The organism is Streptomyces sp. SLBN-8D4, from assembly GCF_049739545.1.
Taxonomy (GTDB): Bacteria; Actinomycetota; Actinomycetes; order Streptomycetales; family Streptomycetaceae; genus Streptomyces; species Streptomyces canus_C.
The window spans coordinates 6,402,980-6,421,510 of sequence record NZ_JBMGQC010000001.1; the positions used below are offsets into that span (position 1 = coordinate 6,402,980).

At 69.4% G+C, this 18,531-nt stretch carries 14 protein-coding genes, 2 tRNA genes and 1 pseudogene; 14 read left to right on the top strand and 3 right to left on the bottom strand.

Annotated features, from left to right (window positions below; all coding sequences use genetic code 11):
- Positions 1 to 127 precede the first annotated feature (127 nt).
- The 3 genes and pseudogenes from RKD20_RS29030 to RKD20_RS29040 all read left to right on the top strand — a co-directional run bounded on the left by RKD20_RS29030 (position 128) and on the right by RKD20_RS29040 (position 3,468).
- Positions 128 to 1,309 carry a PP2C family protein-serine/threonine phosphatase gene (locus RKD20_RS29030; RefSeq protein WP_424880277.1) on the top strand — a complete coding sequence of 394 codons (1,182 nt, stop codon included), beginning with the start codon at positions 128 to 130 and terminating at the stop codon, positions 1,307 to 1,309.
- A gap of 91 nt (positions 1,310 to 1,400) precedes the next feature.
- Positions 1,401 to 3,013: pseudogene (locus tag RKD20_RS29035) on the top strand (FtsX-like permease family protein); the annotation flags it as partial.
- Positions 3,010 to 3,468, top strand: a complete 459-nt coding sequence (locus RKD20_RS29040) for an HD domain-containing protein (protein ID WP_424880278.1) — start codon at positions 3,010 to 3,012, stop codon at positions 3,466 to 3,468. The pseudogene RKD20_RS29035 and the gene RKD20_RS29040, both read left to right, overlap by 4 nt.
- Here the strand turns inward: RKD20_RS29040 and RKD20_RS29045 are convergent.
- Positions 3,465 to 4,592, bottom strand: coding sequence for an acyltransferase family protein (locus RKD20_RS29045; protein ID WP_424880279.1), 1,128 nt, complete (start codon positions 4,590 to 4,592; stop codon positions 3,465 to 3,467). The two genes, RKD20_RS29040 and RKD20_RS29045, sit on opposite strands and share 4 nt — an antisense overlap.
- A gap of 364 nt (positions 4,593 to 4,956) precedes the next feature.
- On the opposite strand from RKD20_RS29045, the gene RKD20_RS29050 reads away from it, so the two are divergent.
- Positions 4,957 to 5,151 (top strand): hypothetical protein, encoded by a 195-nt coding sequence (locus tag RKD20_RS29050; RefSeq protein WP_007382026.1) that lies wholly within the window; start codon positions 4,957 to 4,959, stop codon positions 5,149 to 5,151.
- Positions 5,152 to 5,228: 77 nt separating this feature from the next.
- On the opposite strand, the gene RKD20_RS29055 is transcribed toward RKD20_RS29050, so the two are convergent.
- Positions 5,229 to 5,299: transfer RNA gene (locus RKD20_RS29055), tRNA-Gly, on the bottom strand.
- Positions 5,300 to 5,947: 648 nt separating this feature from the next.
- Between RKD20_RS29055 and RKD20_RS29060 the strand changes: the two genes are divergently transcribed.
- The 5 genes from RKD20_RS29060 (at position 5,948) to clpX (ending at position 10,780) form a co-directional block, all read left to right on the top strand.
- Positions 5,948 to 6,024, top strand: a tRNA-Pro gene (locus tag RKD20_RS29060).
- Between the two features lie 194 nt (positions 6,025 to 6,218).
- A complete protein-coding gene (gene tig, locus RKD20_RS29065; RefSeq protein WP_020116382.1) occupies positions 6,219 to 7,607 on the top strand; it encodes a trigger factor in 1,389 nt (462 codons plus the stop codon).
- 369 nt (positions 7,608 to 7,976) lie between these two features.
- Complete coding sequence (locus RKD20_RS29070) at positions 7,977 to 8,582, top strand: ATP-dependent Clp protease proteolytic subunit (RefSeq protein WP_050789879.1); 606 nt, start codon at positions 7,977 to 7,979, stop codon at positions 8,580 to 8,582.
- A gap of 70 nt (positions 8,583 to 8,652) precedes the next feature.
- Entirely contained in the window at positions 8,653 to 9,333 is a 681-nt protein-coding gene (locus RKD20_RS29075; RefSeq protein WP_007382023.1) for an ATP-dependent Clp protease proteolytic subunit, read from the top strand.
- 160 nt (positions 9,334 to 9,493) lie between these two features.
- Positions 9,494 to 10,780, top strand: a complete 1,287-nt coding sequence (gene clpX, locus RKD20_RS29080) for an ATP-dependent Clp protease ATP-binding subunit ClpX (RefSeq protein WP_020116380.1) — start codon at positions 9,494 to 9,496, stop codon at positions 10,778 to 10,780.
- Positions 10,781 to 10,848: 68 nt separating this feature from the next.
- Here clpX and RKD20_RS29085 read toward each other — a convergent pair whose 3' ends face one another.
- Entirely contained in the window at positions 10,849 to 11,823 is a 975-nt protein-coding gene (locus RKD20_RS29085) for a hypothetical protein (RefSeq protein WP_424880280.1), read from the bottom strand.
- Positions 11,824 to 11,959: 136 nt separating this feature from the next.
- Between RKD20_RS29085 and RKD20_RS29090 the strand changes: the two genes are divergently transcribed.
- From RKD20_RS29090 to RKD20_RS29110, 5 genes are all read left to right on the top strand, one after another.
- Positions 11,960 to 14,590, top strand: coding sequence for a valine--tRNA ligase (locus RKD20_RS29090; RefSeq protein WP_424880281.1), 2,631 nt, complete (start codon positions 11,960 to 11,962; stop codon positions 14,588 to 14,590).
- Positions 14,591 to 14,732: 142 nt separating this feature from the next.
- Positions 14,733 to 16,217 (top strand): bifunctional tetrahydrofolate synthase/dihydrofolate synthase, encoded by a 1,485-nt coding sequence (folC, locus tag RKD20_RS29095; protein WP_424880282.1) that lies wholly within the window; start codon positions 14,733 to 14,735, stop codon positions 16,215 to 16,217.
- Positions 16,218 to 16,227: 10 nt separating this feature from the next.
- Positions 16,228 to 16,629 (top strand): DUF4233 domain-containing protein, encoded by a 402-nt coding sequence (locus RKD20_RS29100; protein WP_424880283.1) that lies wholly within the window; start codon positions 16,228 to 16,230, stop codon positions 16,627 to 16,629.
- Positions 16,630 to 16,693: 64 nt separating this feature from the next.
- A complete protein-coding gene (gene ndk / locus RKD20_RS29105) occupies positions 16,694 to 17,107 on the top strand; it encodes a nucleoside-diphosphate kinase (RefSeq protein WP_007382017.1) in 414 nt (137 codons plus the stop codon).
- 309 nt (positions 17,108 to 17,416) lie between these two features.
- Positions 17,417 to 18,436 (top strand): rod shape-determining protein, encoded by a 1,020-nt coding sequence (locus tag RKD20_RS29110; RefSeq protein ID WP_004931372.1) that lies wholly within the window; start codon positions 17,417 to 17,419, stop codon positions 18,434 to 18,436.
- The last annotated feature ends 95 nt before the right edge of the window (positions 18,437 to 18,531 follow it).

Consider the following 18,531-nt stretch of genomic DNA (forward strand, 5'->3'; position numbering starts at 1 on the left):
TACGCCGGTTCCGTCGTGAGCCGGGGCGGGTACGGCCCTTGAACCGCTGTGAAGTTGAACCTCGCACGGGGGACAAGTCGTACCTCCTGTGCCAAGCAGGGGGTTCGGCGGATAAGGTCCCGAACTAATGGCAGCAGGACGAGAGCGGCGCGCGGAAGCCGAGACGTTCACGGCCCGGTTGAGGATGCAGTGGCACCGGGTCCGCGTCGGCCTGCGCAGAAGCGCCGTGGACTACTTCCGCGGCGACGGCTCGGACTGGGTCGCGCTCGCCGGTCTGCTCCTGACCGTCCCGCTGATCGCGGCCGTCACCTTGATGAACTCGGTGTGGTGCTCACCGGCCGCGCTGGTCCTCCCCATCGTCGCCGGCGGCCTGCTGCTGCGCCCGGCGAGCCTGCTCGGCCTGTACGCGGCGGCCGCGACCGCCCTGATCGTGGAGTCGGTGCAGCTCGGGCCGTACACCGAGGGACCGTCCCGGGTCACCCCGGGCGTGGTCCTGGTCGTGGCCGCCTGCGGCTTCTTCGGCCTGCTGATCGCCCAGTTCCGCAGCCGGGTCGGAGTGCCCTGGCGGCGCGGCGGCACCATGCTGTTCGACCTGCGCGAACGCATCCGGGTGCAGAGCAAGCTGCCGCACCTGCCACAGGGCTGGCACCGGGAGATGGCGCTGCGTCCCGCGGGCGGACAGTCCTTCTCCGGCGACTTCGTGGTCGCGGCGCGTACGAACGGCGGCCGGACGATGGAGGTCGTCCTGACGGACGTCTCCGGCAAGGGCATGGACGCGGGATCGCGCGCCCTGCTGCTGTCCGGGGCGTTCGGCGGCCTGCTGGGTTCGCTGCCCCCGCACGCCTTCCTGCCCGCCGCGAACGGCTATCTGCTCCGCCAGGACTGGGACGAGGGCTTCGCGACCTCCATCCACCTGGTCCTGGACCTCGACTCCGGCGACTACGAGCTCTACTCGGCCGGTCATCCGCCGGGGCTTCAGCTCAGCGCGGGCAGCGGCCGCTGGGAGGAGAAGGCCGCGGAGGGTCCGCTCCTCGGGGTCTACGACGGTGCCCAGTTCGACCCCGTCAAGGGATCACTCCGTCCCGGCGACGTCCTGATGCTCTTCACCGACGGCCTGGTGGAGACGTCCGACCGCGACATAGTCGAGGGCATCGACCGGCTGACGGGGGAGGCCGACCGGTATGTGGCCGGCGGCTTCCACGGCGCCGCCTGGCACCTGATCGAGGCGGTGGCGAAGGACGTCAACGACGACCGGGCACTGCTGCTGATCTGCCGCGAGGGCCCGACGGCTCAGGCGATGCCGCGGTAGGCGGGTGGGGTTTACCCCTGCCCGGATCCGCCAGCCGCCCTCATCGCACCCGCGCCCCTTCCCTCCGTAGGTTCAAAAGGACACCAACGGTGTGGGCCAACGCGACCGCGAATTCGCCCTGCTGCGTGCCGTCGGTGCCACTCCCCGCCAGATCCGCCGCACGATCGCCACCGAGACCCTGTTGGTCGCCCCGCTCGCGGGCCTGCTCGGCTGGCTGCCCGGGATCGGCCTCGCGGCCTGGTGGCTGGGGCAGTTGAAGGACAAAGGCGCGGTGCCGGAGGCCGTCGACCTGTCACCCGGCTGGATCCCCCCGTCACCACCGTCGGCGCCGTCATCCTCACCGCCCTGGCCGCCGGTTGCATGGCCGCCCGACACAGCTCGCGCATCAAGCCGGGCGAGGCCCTGCGCGAGGCATCCGTGGAGCGGCTGCGGTTCGGTTGGATCCGCACCCCGCTGGGCGTGGCCGCCCTGGCCGGCGGGTCCGTCTGCGCGGGCCTGGCCGCCTCACTCACCGGCGAGGACGCGGCCAACGCCTCCCTCGGCATCGTCATGCTGTTCATGCTCGCCGTCGCCCTGCTGGGCCCGCTGGTGGCGCGGCTGTGCGCCGGCCTGTTCGGACGCCCGCTGCGCGGCGCGGGCGCCCCGGCCTCCCTCGCCGCCGCCAACTCCCGCACCAACGCCCGCCGCCTGGCCTCCGCGATCACCCCGGTCGTCGTCGCCATGGCCTTCTCCTCGGTCCTGGTCTTCCTGCACACCAGCGAGGACCGTGCCATCGAACGGCAGCAGCACGCGGCCATCCTCGCCGACCACATCGTCACCGCGGATCCGGGCCTGACCCCGGACGCCGTAGGACAGGCCGCGCGCACCCCCGAAGTCACCGCCGCCGTCGGCCTGTTGAAGACCTCGGTGCTCGTCCCCGCGTCGGGCGGCGGCCTCGCCCAGGCCTCCGCCCAGGGTGTCACGGGCTCCGCGTGCGACCTGGCCGCGGTGCAGGACCTGGATGTGAAGAAGGGCCGATTGTCCCTGAAGCCGGGCGAGATCGCCGTCGACACCTCCGTGGCCGACAGCGCGAACCGCGCGATCGGCGACCGGCTCCCGGTCCGCCTTCCCGACGGCGCCAGGGCCGAGCCGCGCATCGTGGCGACGTACGGACGCGGCCTGGGCCTCGCCCAGGTGACCATGTCCCGCGCCGACCTCGCCGCCCACGTCAGCTCCGCCTTCGACACCGAACTGTGGACCAAGGGCGGAACTCCCGCCGTCCTCGCGTCACTCGGCACCGTCCTCGACCGCGCCGCCCACACCACCGCCCAGTCGGTCGACCGTGAGCTCAACGCCTGGGCCAACGCCGTGATGGCGGCCGTACTCGGCGGCTTCGCCGCCGTCGCCGCCGTCAACACCCTGGTGATGACCGTTCTGGACCGCCGTCGCGAACTCGGCACCCTCCGCCTCATCGGCTCCACCCGCCGCCAGGTGCTGCGCATGATCCGATGGGAGGCCCTCCTGGTCGCCCTCGCCGGAATCGTCCTCGGCACGGCCATCGCGCTCGCCACCCTCGTCCCGATGATGAACGGGCTGACGGGAGAGGGGCCGTACATACCGCCGCTCGTCCACTGCGCCTTCGCGGGCACGATCATCGTGCTCGGCCTCACCGCGGCCGGCCTCCCGGCCCGCGCGGCGCTGCGGCGCGACACACTGGAGGAATGACCGACGAGTTGACCCTGGCCGAGGTCGAGGCCCTGGCCCGCGCCGCACACGAGGGCCAGACCGACAAGGCCGGCCGGCCCTACGCCGAACACCTGCGGGCCGTCGCCGAGGGCGTACGCGCACGAGGCGGCGACGACGACCAGATCGCGGCGGCCTGGCTGCACGACGCCGTCGAGGACGACGCGCTCTCCGAACGGTGGCTCTACGAGGCCGCGCTGAGTCGCCGTACGAAGGACATCGTGCTCGCCGTCACCAAGCGGGCCGGAGAGCCGCCCGAGGCGTACGCCGGGCGCATTCTGGCGACCCCGGGCGCGTTGCTGGTGAAAGAAGCCGACCTGGCGCACAACGCGGACCCGGCGCGCCTGGCGGTCCTCGACGAGGCGCCCCGCACACGACTGACCGAGAAGTACGCGGGAATGCGTGCTCTTCTCGGTCTGAGCCGCGGGTCCGTCTAGACGCCGGCCTTCTCGCGAGGCGCCGCCTTCTGTTCGTGCGCCGGGGCCATGGCGGGAGCGTCCTTCTTGAACGCCCAGTTCATGTCGGGCTCCATCACGCACCGGAAGACCCGGCGCACCGGCGCGGTGCACAGCAGGGTGACGGCGAGCGCCGCCAGGGCGCTCACGAAGAGCTCACCGGCCGGCCGGTGCAGCCAGGCGTGGTCGAACCAGCCCGCGAAACCGGCGCCCTTGATCAGGAAGCCGTGCAGCAGATAGCCGTACAGCGTGTCCGCGCCGAGTGCGGTGAACCACATGCGCCGGCCCGGCACCCAGGCGAAGAAACAGGCCGTCAGCAGCAGCGAACTGCCGAACATGGCCAGCACCATGACCGGGCCCGTCCACCAGGGCGCGCCCATCTCCTGGACGGCGTTGCGGTGGTAGAACCAGTCGGTGGCCATGCGCGGCACCGCCCACCAGCCGACTGCGAGGGCGGCCGCGAACACCGGGACCGCCGCGAGCCGCATCGAGCGCCGGCGCACCATCCGGAAGTGCTCGGGCTTCATGACCAGGCCCAGCACGAAGTACGGCAGGAACTGCAGCACCCGCTGCAGATCCAGGTCGTCGCCGATGTCCGGGGTCACGGAGGCCAGCATCGCGATGCCGAGCGCCAGCGGCAGCGGCCACCGCACCAGCTTCCAGATCGGTGTGGTCAGCCGCCAGATGAACAGCGCCACCAGGAACCAGGTCAGGAACCACGGATCGAGGAGGCTGATCTCCATGCCTGGGTCGTGGTCGGCGTACCGCTTGAAGAGCGAATAGCCCGTCTCGAAGACGATGTACGGCACCGCGACGCCGGTGACGAGCCGCTTCAGCCGATCCGGGCGCATGTCGAAACTGCGCGAGAAGAAGCCTGAGATGACGATGAACGCCGGCATGTGGAACGAGTACACGACCGTGTACACGCCCTCCAGAATCCGGCTGTCGCCCTTGAGCGGCTCCCAGGAGTGCGCGACGGCCACCAGGACGATCGCCAGGTACTTGGCGTTGTCGAAGAAGGCGTCGCGCTGTCTGCCGGGCGGCGTGGGTTGCGGGCTCTCGGGCGAGCGCGGACGGGGGACGGCGTCGGCGGCGGCTGGAAACATCTGAGGCACCCTAGCCCCGGCTGTGTGTTTCCGTAAATCCAGCCGTCTCGTGACCGGTTGTTCACTTCTGAGCCGTCTTCAACAGGCCGTATTGTCAGGATTAATCCCCCTGAAATGCCGCATAACCATGGCTGTCGCACAACTGTGTCGATGCTTCGGATTCCCTGCGGACGGAATGTGCGGACACGGTGACCGGAGACCGAAAGGAACCGGCCAGGGGGTGGGGCGCGTGTATCGGCATGGCCAAACGTTGCCTCACCGGCCGCATATGCGGGCCGCGTTGGTGGCACGATGGTTCTGGCGGGGGTCGCGGGGTCGCGTCCCCGGGCCGGGAGAGCGGGACCGACCGAGGGTGTGATCAGTTGTGGCCATTTCGCTGTCAGTGGTGCTGCTGTTGGGGATCATCCTGGTGGTGTTGATGCGGGGAGGCTCCATCAAGGCCGGCCCCGCCATAGTCGCGGTGCTCTTCGGCTTCTTCCTCGCCTCCACCGGCATGGCCGACGACATCCAACGCTTCCTGGACTCGATAGCGGAGACCATCAACTCGATCCAGTTCTAGCCCCCGCGACACGGGGCGGACACGCCGAAAGACCTCCGGCCCGATCCCCTGGGGGACCGGGCCGGAGGCCTACTCGGAGCGGGCGACGGGAATCGAACCCGCGTAGCTAGTTTGGAAGACTAGGGCTCTACCATTGAGCTACGCCCGCACAGCACGCGCCGCGGTCAGGTGACCGACGGCACGAAGGCATCGTACCGGGTCGTCACCCCTCGCCGCACATCCCTTCCGTCCGACTCACGGACAGACCTGCGCGCGACGCGTGAGCCCCTCGCGCCACACCGGCCACACCCGCCCCCGGCCCGCGCACGAAAGGGCGCCCCGGCCGTCGGGCCGACGTGCCGGGGATCCGAGGCGAGACGTGTCGCCGGCGGCGTGCGCCACGTCCGTGGAGGCGGTTTGTCACCGGATCGTGTGCGGTCACCGGATCGTGTGCGGTCGGCCCGCGGGTCGTCCGGTGGGACCTCGTGCGGGTCCGGAGGCTGATGCCGTCCGAGGCCCGGCCCCTGCGGGGCGGCCTCCGGGCCTGGGGGTCCGTGTCTGCGCCCGCCGTGGCCCGAGCGGCCGGCGTGCGACGCGCCCGCCGCGAAGTGAAGTACGGAACCGCGTCCGCCCGCCGCCCGCCCGTCGGTGCCGGGTCGGCCGCCCGCGGCGTGTGTCGTTCGGGTTCGTTTCGTCGGGTCCGCACGGCTGCTCGGAGGCTGCTCAGGTGGGCGGTGTCAGGCCGTTCCCGAGCCGCGGCCAGGGAAATGCGGCAGCCCCGCTGCCTGCGGGCATGTAGCCTACGTGTCGCACCAGACGGGGTGTGGCGCAGCTTGGTAGCGCGTCCGCTTTGGGAGCGGAAGGCCGTGGGTTCAAATCCCGCCACCCCGACCACCTGCGCGATCAGCTCGCGTGACCGAGTCCGTGATCGCCTTTGGGGCGTGTCGCCGCTGCCGTTACTATGCAAGCTGCACGCCCGTGTGCCTCATCCTCTGGATCTCCACTGGAAGTCCTCCGGGCGGCGAATCCGCCGGAGCCGCTCTGGCTCCGGCAGAAACCAAGAAGTCAGCCCCCAAGGAGACCGAACCGTGAAGAGCGCCGTGGAGACCCTGAACCCGACTCGGGTTCGGCTCAGCATCGAGGTGCCCTTCGAGGAGCTCAAGGACAGCCTCGACGCGGCGTACAAGAAGATCAACCAGCAGGTCACGGTGAAGGGCTTCCGGAAGGGCAAGATCCCGGCCCGCGTCATCGACCAGCGGTTCGGCCGCGGTGCGGTGCTGGAGGAGGCCGTCAACGACGCGCTTCCCAAGTTCTACACCGAGGCGGTCAACGAGGCCGAGATCGACGTCCTCGGCCAGCCCGAGGTCGACATCACCGAGCTGAAGGACGGCGAGACGCTGAACTTCACCGCCGAGGTCGACGTCCGCCCCGCCATCGAGATCCCGGACTACTCCGGCATCGAGGTCGAGGTCGACGCGGTCGAGGTCAGCGACGAGGACGTCGACAAGGCCGTGACCGAGCTCCGTGAGCGCTTCGCCTCGACGTCCCCCGTCGAGCGCGCCGCCGAGGACGGCGACGTCGTCACCATCGACCTGGAGGCCAAGGTCGACGGCGAGGTGCTGGAGGACGGCGTCGCCAGCGGCGTCTCCTACACCATCGGCTCCGGCGAGCTGCTGGACGGCATCGACGACGCCGTGAAGGGCCTGGAGGCCGGTGGCGAGGCCACCTTCGCCTCCGAGCTCAAGGGCGGCTCCGCGGCCGGCAAGGAGGCCGAGGTCACCGTCAAGGTCACCCAGGTCGCCGCCCGCGAACTGCCCGAGCTGGACGACGAGTTCGCGCAGCTCGCCTCCGAGTTCGACACCCTCGACGAGCTGAAGGCCGACAGCCGCAAGCGCCTCGAGAACATGAAGCAGTACGACCAGGCCACCCAGGCCCAGGAGCGCGTCCTGGAGAAGCTCCTGGAGCTCGTCGAGGTGCCCGTCCCCGAGAAGCTCCTCGAGGACGAGATCAACACCCGCAAGCACAACCTGGAGCACCACCAGCTCGGCCAGATGGGCCTCGACCTCGAGAAGTACCTCGAGATCCAGGGCAAGACGGTCGAGGAGTTCGACACCGAGACCAAGGAAGCCGCGGTCAAGGGCATCAAGACCCAGTTCGTGCTCGACGAGCTCGTCAAGCGCGAGAAGCTGAACGTCAACCAGGAGGAGCTCACCGAGCACCTCATGCGCCGTGCCGCCTCCTCCGGCATGTCCCCCGACCAGTTCGCCCAGGCGGTCGTCGAGGGCGGTCAGGTCCCGCTCCTCGTCGGCGAGGTCGCCCGCGGCAAGGCCCTGGCCGTCGTGGTCGAGGCCGCCACGGTCAAGGACACCAACGGCGAGGTCATCGACCTGGACGACGACGAGGACGAGACGGCCGAGACTGTCGAGGCCGCCTCCGAGGAGACCCCGGCCGAGGCCGAGGAGAAGACCGAGGGCTGAGCCCACGGCATCTCGAACGCCGTAGAACGTCGGCGGACGTCGTAGAACGTCGGCGAACGTCGTGGGAAGGGCCCCGGAGACGCATGTCTCCGGGGCCCTTCCGCATGGGGCCCGAGGGCCTGGCCCAGGGCCTGGGGAACCGCGCGGCGAGCCACGAATCGCCCGCACCCGGCACCGAACCGGCGATACCACGGCGCTACGCCCCCGGCGAACACCCCCCTTACCGGGATTCCCCAAGGGGACCAGCGCGTTAGGGTCCATGAGTACCAGGGCAGGGAAGTCCCTCGAACTGCCCAGCCCCCGGACGGGAACACGTGAGACGGCCCCGGCGCCGTCGTAAGACGAGCAGGTGGATACGTGACGAATCTGATGCCCTCCGCCGCCGGCGACCCCTCCATCGGTGGTGGCCTCGGTGACCAGGTCTACAACCGGCTGCTCGGCGAGCGGATCATCTTCCTCGGCCAGGCGGTCGACGACGACATCGCCAACAAGATCACCGCGCAGCTGCTGCTCCTTGCCGCTGACCCGGAAAAGGACATCTACCTCTACATCAACAGCCCCGGCGGATCGATCACCGCGGGCATGGCGATCTACGACACCATGCAGTACATCAAGAACGACGTGGTGACCATCGCCATGGGCCTCGCGGCCTCCATGGGCCAGTTCCTGCTCAGCGCGGGCACCCCCGGCAAGCGCTTCGCGCTGCCGAACGCCGAGATCCTGATCCACCAGCCGTCCGCCGGCCTCGCCGGTTCGGCCTCGGACATCAAGATCCACGCCGAGCGGCTGCTGCACACCAAGAAGCGCATGGCCGAGCTCACCTCGCAGCACACCGGCCAGACCATCGAGCAGATCACCCGCGACTCGGACCGCGACCGCTGGTTCGACGCCCACGAGGCCAAGGAGTACGGCCTCATCGACGACGTGATCGCCACGGCCGCCGGTATGCCGGGCGGCGGCGGCACCGGGGCCTGAGCCCCATGCGGGGTCACAACACCCCCGTGCAGCCCCTCAGCCGACCGCCCAAGCCCCTAGGAGACAGACAGTGAACGACTTCCCCGGCAGCGGCCTCTACGCCCGCACCGAGGCCGAGTACACCGGCCCGCGCGCCGAGTCCCGCTATGTGATCCCCCGCTTCGTCGAGCGCACCTCGCAGGGCATCCGCGAGTACGACCCGTACGCGAAGCTCTTCGAGGAGCGCGTGATCTTCCTCGGCGTGCAGATCGACGACGCCTCCGCCAACGACGTCATGGCGCAGCTGCTGTGCCTGGAGTCGATGGACCCCGACCGGGACATCTCGGTCTACATCAACAGCCCCGGTGGCTCCTTCACCGCGCTGACCGCCATCTACGACACGATGCAGTTCGTGAAGCCCGACGTCCAGACGGTCTGCATGGGGCAGGCGGCCTCCGCCGCGGCGATCCTGCTGGCCGCCGGTACGCCCGGCAAGCGCATGGCGCTGCCCAACGCGCGGGTGCTGATCCACCAGCCGTACAGCGAGACCGGTCGCGGTCAGGTCTCCGACCTGGAAATCGCCGCCAACGAGATCCTCCGGATGCGCGCGCAGCTGGAAGACCTGCTGGCCAAGCACTCCACCACGCCGATCGAGAAGATCCGCGAGGACATCGAGCGCGACAAGATCCTGACGGCCGACGACGCCCTGGCGTACGGCCTGATCGACCAGATCATCTCCACCCGGAAGATGAACAACGCCGCCGTCCGCTGACGCGGCCCCGTAGGATATGCCGCCCCTTGGCACAGTGCACGTCAAAGTGAACCCTGCCAAGGGGGGCCCGAACGGGGGGCCCGGCAAGGTACCGTCGGACATAAGGCAGCACCAGGAGCCGCTGGACCTAGGCGTCTCCCAGGCGAAGGGGAAGCACACCGTGGCACGCATCGGTGACGGCGGCGATCTGCTCAAGTGCTCGTTCTGCGGCAAGAGCCAGAAGCAGGTCAAGAAGCTCATCGCAGGGCCTGGTGTGTACATCTGCGACGAGTGCATCGATCTCTGCAACGAGATCATCGAGGAGGAACTCGCGGAGACGAGCGAGGTGCGCTGGGAGGAACTGCCCAAGCCCCGCGAGATCTACGAGTTCCTGGAGGGTTACGTGGTGGGCCAGGAGTCGGCCAAGAAGGCCCTCTCCGTGGCGGTGTACAACCACTACAAGCGCGTCCAGGCCGGCGAGAACGGCGGCGGCAGCAGCCGTGACGACGCGATCGAGCTGGCGAAGTCCAACATCCTCCTGCTGGGCCCCACGGGCTCCGGCAAGACGCTCCTCGCCCAGACCCTCGCCCGCATGCTGAACGTCCCGTTCGCGATCGCGGACGCGACGGCGCTCACCGAGGCGGGCTACGTCGGCGAGGACGTCGAGAACATCCTGCTCAAGCTGATCCAGGCGGCCGACTACGACGTCAAGAAGGCCGAGACCGGGATCATCTACATCGACGAGATCGACAAGGTCGCGCGGAAGAGTGAAAACCCGTCGATCACGCGGGACGTGAGCGGCGAGGGCGTGCAGCAGGCCCTGCTGAAGATCCTCGAGGGCACCACCGCCTCGGTCCCGCCGCAGGGCGGACGCAAGCACCCGCACCAGGAGTTCATCCAGATCGACACGACGAACGTCCTGTTCATCGTGGGCGGTGCCTTCGCGGGCCTGGAGAAGCTCATCGAGTCCCGGGCGGGCGCCAAGGGCATCGGCTTCGGGGCGACGATCCGCTCCAAGCGCGAGCTGGAGGCCAAGGACCAGTTCGAGGACGTCATGCCCGAGGACCTGGTCAAGTTCGGCATGATCCCCGAGTTCATCGGCCGCCTCCCCGTCATCACCTCCGTCCACAACCTGGACCGTGAGGCCCTCCTCCAGATCCTGGTCGAGCCGCGCAACGCGCTGGTGAAGCAGTACCAGCGCCTCTTCGAACTCGACGGCGTGGAGCTGGACTTCGAGCGCGAGGCGCTGGAGGCCATCGCCGACCAGGCCATCCTCCGCCAGACCGGCGCGCGCGGCCTGCGCGCCATCATGGAAGAGGTCCTCCAGGGCGTCATGTACGAGATCCCGTCCCGCAAGGACGTGGCCCGCGTCGTCATCACGGCGGACGTCGTCCACTCCAACGTGAACCCGACGCTCATCCCGAGGGACGCGCGCGGACGGGGTTCGGGCGAGCAGAAGACGGCGTAGCCGTCCCGGACATGCGAAGGGGCCCCGGTCAACCGACCGGGGCCCCTTCGGTGTTGAGGGGGCGGGCGTCAGGCCTTGACGCGCACGTCGTTGCGGAGCTTCGCCGTCAGTGCGGCCGCGTCCTCCATGGAGGTGCTCTTGCCCTCGGCCAGGCCGGCCAGGTCGAACGACAGCACATAGGTGACGGTGCTGTGATCGGCCCAGACGCAGAACGGCATCGTCACGGTCTGCCCCGACTCGGTGGTCTTGATCTCCTGGCACTTCAGGACGCCGTTCTCGAAACCGGCGGGCGTGAACTCCTTGGGGCTGCCGACGAGTTCGCCCTCGGAGGAGCTCTTCGACGCCTCCGACTTCGTCTGGGCGAACATCGCGTCGATGACCTTCTCCGGGTCGTCGATGCTGCCGTACACACCGGCGAACGTCAGGTTCTTCGAGGTCAGACCGGAACCCGCCGTGTAACTCGCGCTGACGTCCTTCGGGTTGTCCACACCCCAGGACTCCGCGTCCTTGATGTCGTCGTCGGTCATCCCCGCGGCCGCGGAGTCGGACCCCTTCTTGTACTCCCCGTCGAGGACGGTCGCAGGCGCGGTCAGCTTGTGCGCCCCGTCGTCCGCGATGTCCGACCCGCCGCCCCCGTTCCCGCCCCCGCCGATCACGAGGTACGCCCCGACCCCGATCGCGGCCACGACCGCCACCGCGCCGACGATGATGCCGATCTTCTTGCCAGTGCCGCCGCCCGGCGGCGGGGGCTGCGGGACGCCGTAGGGGGCCTGGCCGTACGGCGGCTGCTGGCCGTAGGGAGCCTGCGGCTGGCCGTACGGCGGGGTCTGCGGAGGAACGCCACCCTGCTGCGGGTAGCCGTAGCCCGGCTGCGGAGGCTGTCCCGGCTGCTGGGGCGGCGGTGCCTGCTGGGGGTACCCGTAGCCGGGCTGGGGCGCCTGCGGCGGCTGGCCGTAGGGGCCCGGCTGGCCGTACGGCCCGGGCTGCGGCTGCTGCCCGGGCTGCTGGGGCTGCCCGTACGGGCCCGGCTGGTTGTGACTCATCTCTGGGTTCCCCTCCAGATGCTTATGTGTTCCCGACATCCTGGCTCAGGCACAGGCAGCACACCGCATCGGGGCCTCCACCGTTACAGAACAAACGCGTTTCGGGACACGCCCGGGACACCCCTAAACTGACCCCGTGACCGAGAACGCTCAGCAGCAGCCCACAGCGCCCAGCACCGAACTGCCGACCCAGTACGCGCCGGCCGAGGTAGAGGGGGCGCTGTACGAGCGCTGGGTGGACAAGGGTTACTTCACCGCCGACGCGAAGAGCGACAAACCCCCGTACACCATCGTCATCCCGCCGCCGAACGTCACCGGCAGCCTGCACCTCGGGCACGCCTTCCAGCACACCCTCATGGACGCCCTCACGCGCCGCAAGCGCATGCAGGGCTACGAGGCGCTGTGGCTGCCGGGCATGGACCACGCCGGTATCGCGACCCAGAACAAGGTCGAGCAGCAGCTCGCCGAGGAGGGCAAGTCCCGCCACGACCTGGGCCGCGAGGAGTTCGTCGAGCGCGTCTGGCAGTGGAAGGAGGAGTACGGCGGCCGGATCCTCGGCCAGATGCGGCGCCTCGGTGACGGCGTCGACTGGAGCCGTGAGCGCTTCACGATGGACGAGGGCCTGTCCAAGGCCGTCCTCACCATCTTCAAGCGGCTCTACGAGGACGAGCTGATCTACCGCGCCGAGCGCATCATCAACTGGTGCCCGCGCTGTCTGACGGCCATCTCCGACATCGAGGTGGAATACCAGGAGGACGCGGGCGAGTTGGTCTCCATCCGCTACGGCGAGGGCGAGGACAGCCTCGTCGTCGCGACCACGCGCGCGGAGACGATGCTCGGTGACACGGCCGTCGCCGTCCACCCCGACGACGAGCGCTACCGGCACCTCATCGGCAAGCAGATCAAGCTCCCGCTCACCGACCGCACCATCCCGGTCGTCGCCGACACCCACGTCGACCCCGAGTTCGGCACCGGCGCGGTCAAGGTGACCCCGGCGCACGATCCGAACGACTTCGAGATCGGCCGCCGCCACGACCTGCCGTCGCTGACGATCATGGACGAGCACGGCGTCATCACGGTCCACGGCCCCTTCATCGGCCTGGACCGCTACGAGGCCCGCTCGGCGGTCGTCGGCGCCCTCAAGGAGCAGGGCCGGATCGTCGCCGAGAAGCGCCCCTACATGCACTCCGTCGGCCACTGCTCGCGCTGCAAGACCACGGTCGAGCCGCGTCTTTCCCTGCAGTGGTGGGTCAAGGTCGGCCCGCTCGCCAAGGCCGCCGGTGACGCGGTCCGCGACGGCCGCGTCAAGATCCACCCCGAGGACATGTCGAAGCGCTACTTCGACTGGGTCGACAACATGCACGACTGGTGCATCTCGCGCCAGCTGTGGTGGGGCCACCGCATCCCGATCTGGTACGGCCCCGACGGCGAGGTCGTCTGCGTCGGACCCGACGAGGAGCCGCCCGGTACGGAGGCCGAGGGCTGGACCCAGGACTCCGACGTCCTGGACACCTGGTTCTCCTCCGGCCTGTGGCCGTTCTCCACGCTCGGCTGGCCCGAACAGACCGAGGACCTGCGGAAGTTCTATCCCACCGACGTCCTGCTCACCGGCCACGACATCATCTTCTTCTGGGTCGCCCGGATGATGATGTTCGGCCTCTACGCCATGGACGGCCAGGCCCCCTTCCACACCATCGCGCTGACCGGCCTGGTCCGCGACGAGTTCGGCAAGAAGATGTCGAAGTCGAACCCCAACGCGGTCGACCCGCTGGTCTGGATGGACGCCTACGGCTCCGACGCCGTGCGCTTCACCCTCGCCAACGGCGCCAACCCGGGCGCGGACGTGCCGATCGGCGAGGACTGGGTCAAGGCCTCCCGGAACTTCACCAACAAGCTCTGGAACGCCACCCGCTTCGCCCTGATGAACGGCGCCACGGTCGAGGGTCCGCTGCCGGACGCCTCAGAGATGTCGGCGACGGACCGCTGGATCCTGTCCCGGCTCAACACGACGGTCGCCCAGGTCGACGCGTACTACGACGACTACCAGTTCGCCAAACTCGCCGACGCGCTCTACCACTTCGCGTGGGACGAGGTCTTCGACTGGTACGTCGAGCTGTCGAAGACGACCTTCTTCGCGGGCGGCGAGCAGGCCAGGGTCTCCGGCCGGGTCCTCGGCGAGGTCCTCGACGTGACCCTGCGCCTTCTCCACCCGGTCATCCCGTTCGTCACGGACGCCCTGTGGACCACCCTCACCGGTGGCGAGTCCCTGGTCGTCGGCGAGTGGCCGGCCGACAGCGGCTTCCGCGACAAGGCCGCCGAACTCGAGATCGAGCTGGTCCAGCGGGTCGTCACCGAGGTCCGCCGGTTCCGCAAGGACCAGGGCCTCAAGGACGGCCAGAAGGTCCCGGCCCGCCTGGAGCTCACCGGCACCCCCCTCGCCGCCCACGAGGCCGCCATCCGCCAGCTCCTGCGCCTCCAGCCGGAGGGCGAGGCATTCGCGGCCACGGCGACCCTCCCGGTCGCCGGTGCCACGGTCGCGCTGGACCTCTCCGGCACGATCGACGTGGCGGCGGAGCGCAAGCGCCTCGCGAAGGACCTGGCGGCGGCCGAGAAGGAGAAGGCCCAGGCCAACGCCAAGCTCGGCAACGAAGCGTTCCTCGCGAAGGCCCCGGACAACGTGGTGGACAAGATCCGCGGCCGCCTGGCCAAGGCGGACGAGGACATCAAGAGGATCCAGGCCCAGCTGGAAGGCCTGCCTCAGCAGTAGTGCCTTCAGGGGCGCGGGGCCGCATCGATGTGCGGCTCCGCCGCGTGGGCGCGACCAGCCACAGACTCCCCGCGCCCGCCGAACAGGACCAGCCACCCCACTCCGTGGGCACTCTGTCAGTCGGCCTCCGTAGACTGGCCCCGTGAGTGAGACCGACCCCTTCGACGAGATCGTCGCCGCCGAGACCGACCGAGACCCCGACCTCGCGGTCATCGAGGCCGGCAGCCGCACCCTGCGCACCCAGGGCGGCCCGCCGGAGGCAGACGTGCCCGCACGCCCAGAGGACCCCGAGGTCGACAAGGCTCTGCGCGAGGTCGAGGCGGAGCTCGCCACCCGCTGGGGCGAGACCAAGCTGGAGCCCTCCGTCAGCCGCATCAGCGCCCTGATGGACGTCCTCGGCGAGCCGCAGCGGTCGTACCCCTCGATCCACATCACGGGGACGAACGGCAAGACCTCGACGGCCCGCATGATCGAGGCCCTTCTGGGCGCCTTCGAACTGCGCACGGGCCGCTACACCAGCCCCCACGTCCAGTCGGTCACCGAGCGCATCAGCCTGGACGGCGCCCCGATCTCCGCCGAGCGGTTCATCGAGACGTACGAGGACATCAAGCCGTACGTCGAGATGGTCGACGGGCAGCAGCAGTACCGGCTGTCCTTCTTCGAGGTGCTGACCGGCATGGCGTACGCCTCCTTCGCGGACGCGCCCGTCGACGTGGCCGTCGTCGAGGTCGGCATGGGCGGCTCCTGGGACGCCACCAACGTCATCGACGGCGATGTCGCCGTGGTCACCCCCATCGACCTGGACCACACCGACCGGCTCGGCGAGACTCCCGGGGAGATCGCCGTCGAGAAGGCCGGGATCATCAAGCAGGACGCGGTCGTCGTCCTGGCCCAGCAGCCGGTCGACGCGGCGCAGGTCCTGCTGAAGAAGGCCGTCGAGGTGGACGCGACCGTCGCGCGCGAGGGGCTGGAGTTCGGGATCGTGTCCCGGCAGGTCGCCGTCGGCGGGCAGCTGCTGACCCTGCGCGGCCTCGGCGGCGAGTACGAAGAGGTGTACCTGCCGCTGCACGGCCCGTACCAGGCGCACAACGCGGCCGTGGCGCTCGCCGCCGTGGAGGCGTTCTTCGGCGTGGGTGCCCAGCGCCCGGACCGCCTCGACATCGACACCGTCCGCAAGGCCTTCGCGGCCGTCTCCGCCCCGGGCCGCCTCGAAGTCGTACGGCGTTCCCCGACCGTCGTCCTGGACGCCGCCCACAACCCGGCGGGCGCCCGCGCCACCGCCGAGGCGGTCGGTGAGGCCTTCGACTTCAGCCGGCTGATCGGTGTGGTCGGCGCGAGCGGCGACAAGAACGTGCGGGGGCTCCTTGAGGCCTTCGAGCCGATCCTCGCCGAGGTCGTGATCACCCAGAACTCCAGTCACCGCGCGATGGACGCCGACGAGCTCGCCGCGATCGCCGTGGAGGTGTTCGGCGAGGAGCGCGTGCAGGTCGAGCCGCGGCTGCCGGACGCGCTGGAGGAGGCGATCACGCTGGCCGAGGAGGACGGCGAGTTCGCGGGCGGCGGTGTGCTGGTCACCGGGTCGGTCATCACGGTCGGCGAGGCCCGGCTGCTGCTCGGAAGGGGCTGAGTCACCGGCCATGCGTACGCTCTGTGCATCGACCCTGATCGGCGAGTTCTTCGTCGTCGGCTTCGCCGCCCTGGTCGCGATGAAGGACCCCGACCTGGCCGGTTCCACGGTGTGGACGGTCAGCGGGATCGCCATGTTCCTGTGTCTCGCGCTGTGCGGAATGGTGACCCGGCCCGGCGGCATCGCCCTCGGCTGGGCGTTCCAGATCGCTCTTATCGCCTCCGGCTTCGTCATCCCGACCATGTTCTTCATGGGGGCGATCTTCGCCGCGCTGTGGTGGGCCTCCGTGCACTACGGCCGGAAGATCGACGAGGCGAAGGCGAGATTCGCCGCCCAGGCCGCCCAGGCCGATCAGGCCGCCCAAGCCACCCCAGCCGCTCCGGCGGGCTCCACTACACCTGACGCTGTGTGACGAGCGCACCGACACGCCCTGTAATCTCGTCCCACCGCACATGTCAGCAGGCAAGGAGCCCCTCGTGAGCCAGCGCACCCTCGTCCTCCTCAAGCCCGACGCCGTCCGTCGTGGCCTGACCGGCGAGATCATCAGCCGTATCGAGCGCAAGGCCGGCTGGCAGATCACCGCGCTGGAGCTGCGCACCCTGGACCAGGACACCCTGGAGCAGCACTACGGCGAGCACAAGGGCAAGCCCTTCTACGAGCCGCTGGTGGAGTTCATGGCCTCCGGCCCCGTCGTCGCGCTGATCGTCGAGGGCGAGCGGGTCATCGAGGGCGTACGCCAACTGGCGGGTCCGACCGACCCGATCGCCGCCGCGCCCGGCTCCATCCGGGGGGACTTCGGCGTCATCGTCCGGGAGAACCTCATCCACGCCTCCGACTCGGAGGAGTCCGCCGAGCGCGAGGTGAAGATCTTCTTCCCCGGGCGCGCATAGGTCCCGTGCGGAGGTTTGATGGCATTTTCTGAGGGGACGTCAGCCCGCTCTGGCGTCTGACCTGGGGCGGCCGTACATTTTCGGCCGTCCCTCGGCATATGCGTGCCGATCGGGGGAACGAGTGCCCCCTATGGACCGTCTCCACAAGCGAGGCGGCGTTTGATCTGCTGACAATGGCGAAGACCCTCGCGCAGTGTTCGTGCAGGCGCGTCTACGATGGAAGCCTTCACGTCACAGCACCCACTTCGCCGACCTGAAATGCCCTCAAAAGCTCCCAGGAAGGCCAGACGAATCCTGATGGGGAACTCAATGTCGTTCATCGGCCGTGACATGGCTGTCGACCTCGGGACCGCCAACACGCTGGTGTACGTCAGGGGTCGCGGGATCGTACTCAACGAGCCGTCCGTCGTCGCGATCAACACGAACACCGGTGGAATCCTGGCTGTCGGCGCCGAAGCGAAGAAGATGATCGGGCGGACCCCCGGCAACATCGTTGCCGTGCGGCCGCTGAAGGACGGCGTGATCGCCGACTTCGAGATCACCGAGCGGATGCTGCGCTACTTCATCCTGAAGATCCACAAGCGGCGGTATCTCGCGAGGCCGCGCGTCGTCGTGTGTGTCCCCTCGGGCATCACCGGCGTCGAGCGCCGCGCCGTCATCGAGGCGTCGTCCCAGGCCGGCGCCCGCCAGGTGCACATCATCGAGGAGCCCATGGCGGCCGCCATCGGCTCCGGCCTGCCGGTCCACGAGGCCACGGGCAACATGGTGGTGGACATCGGCGGCGGCACCACGGAGGTCGCGGTCATCTCGCTCGGCGGCATCGTCACCGCCCAGTCCATCCGCGTCGCGGGAGACGAGCTGGACAACGCGATCATCCAGCACATCAAGAAGGAGTACTCGCTCCTCCTGGGTGAGCGGACGGCCGAACAGATCAAGATCACGATCGGTTCGGCGTACGACCTCGACGCTGACGAACACACCGAAATCCGCGGCCGGGACCTCGTCTCCGGGCTGCCCAAGACCGTCGTCATCTCGGCCGCCGAAGTGCGCAAAGCGATCGAGGAGCCCGTCAACGCCATCGTCGACGCCGTCAAGACGACCCTCGACAAGTGCCCGCCGGAGCTCTCCGGCGACATCATGGACCGCGGCATCGTCCTCACCGGCGGCGGCGCCCTGCTGCGCGGGCTCGACGAGCGGCTGCGCCGGGAGACCGGCATGCCGATCCACATCGCCGAGGACCCGCTGGACAGCGTGGCGCTCGGCTCCGGGAAGTGCGTCGAGGAATTCGAGGCGCTCCAGCAGGTGCTGGACGCCCAGCCGCGCAGATGACGTAACGCTTCGATTCCGCCGTACGGGATGATCTCCTCTCGTGCGGCGGATCGTTGATATCGAGGCATAAACTCCCACAAACGCAACCTCAATAA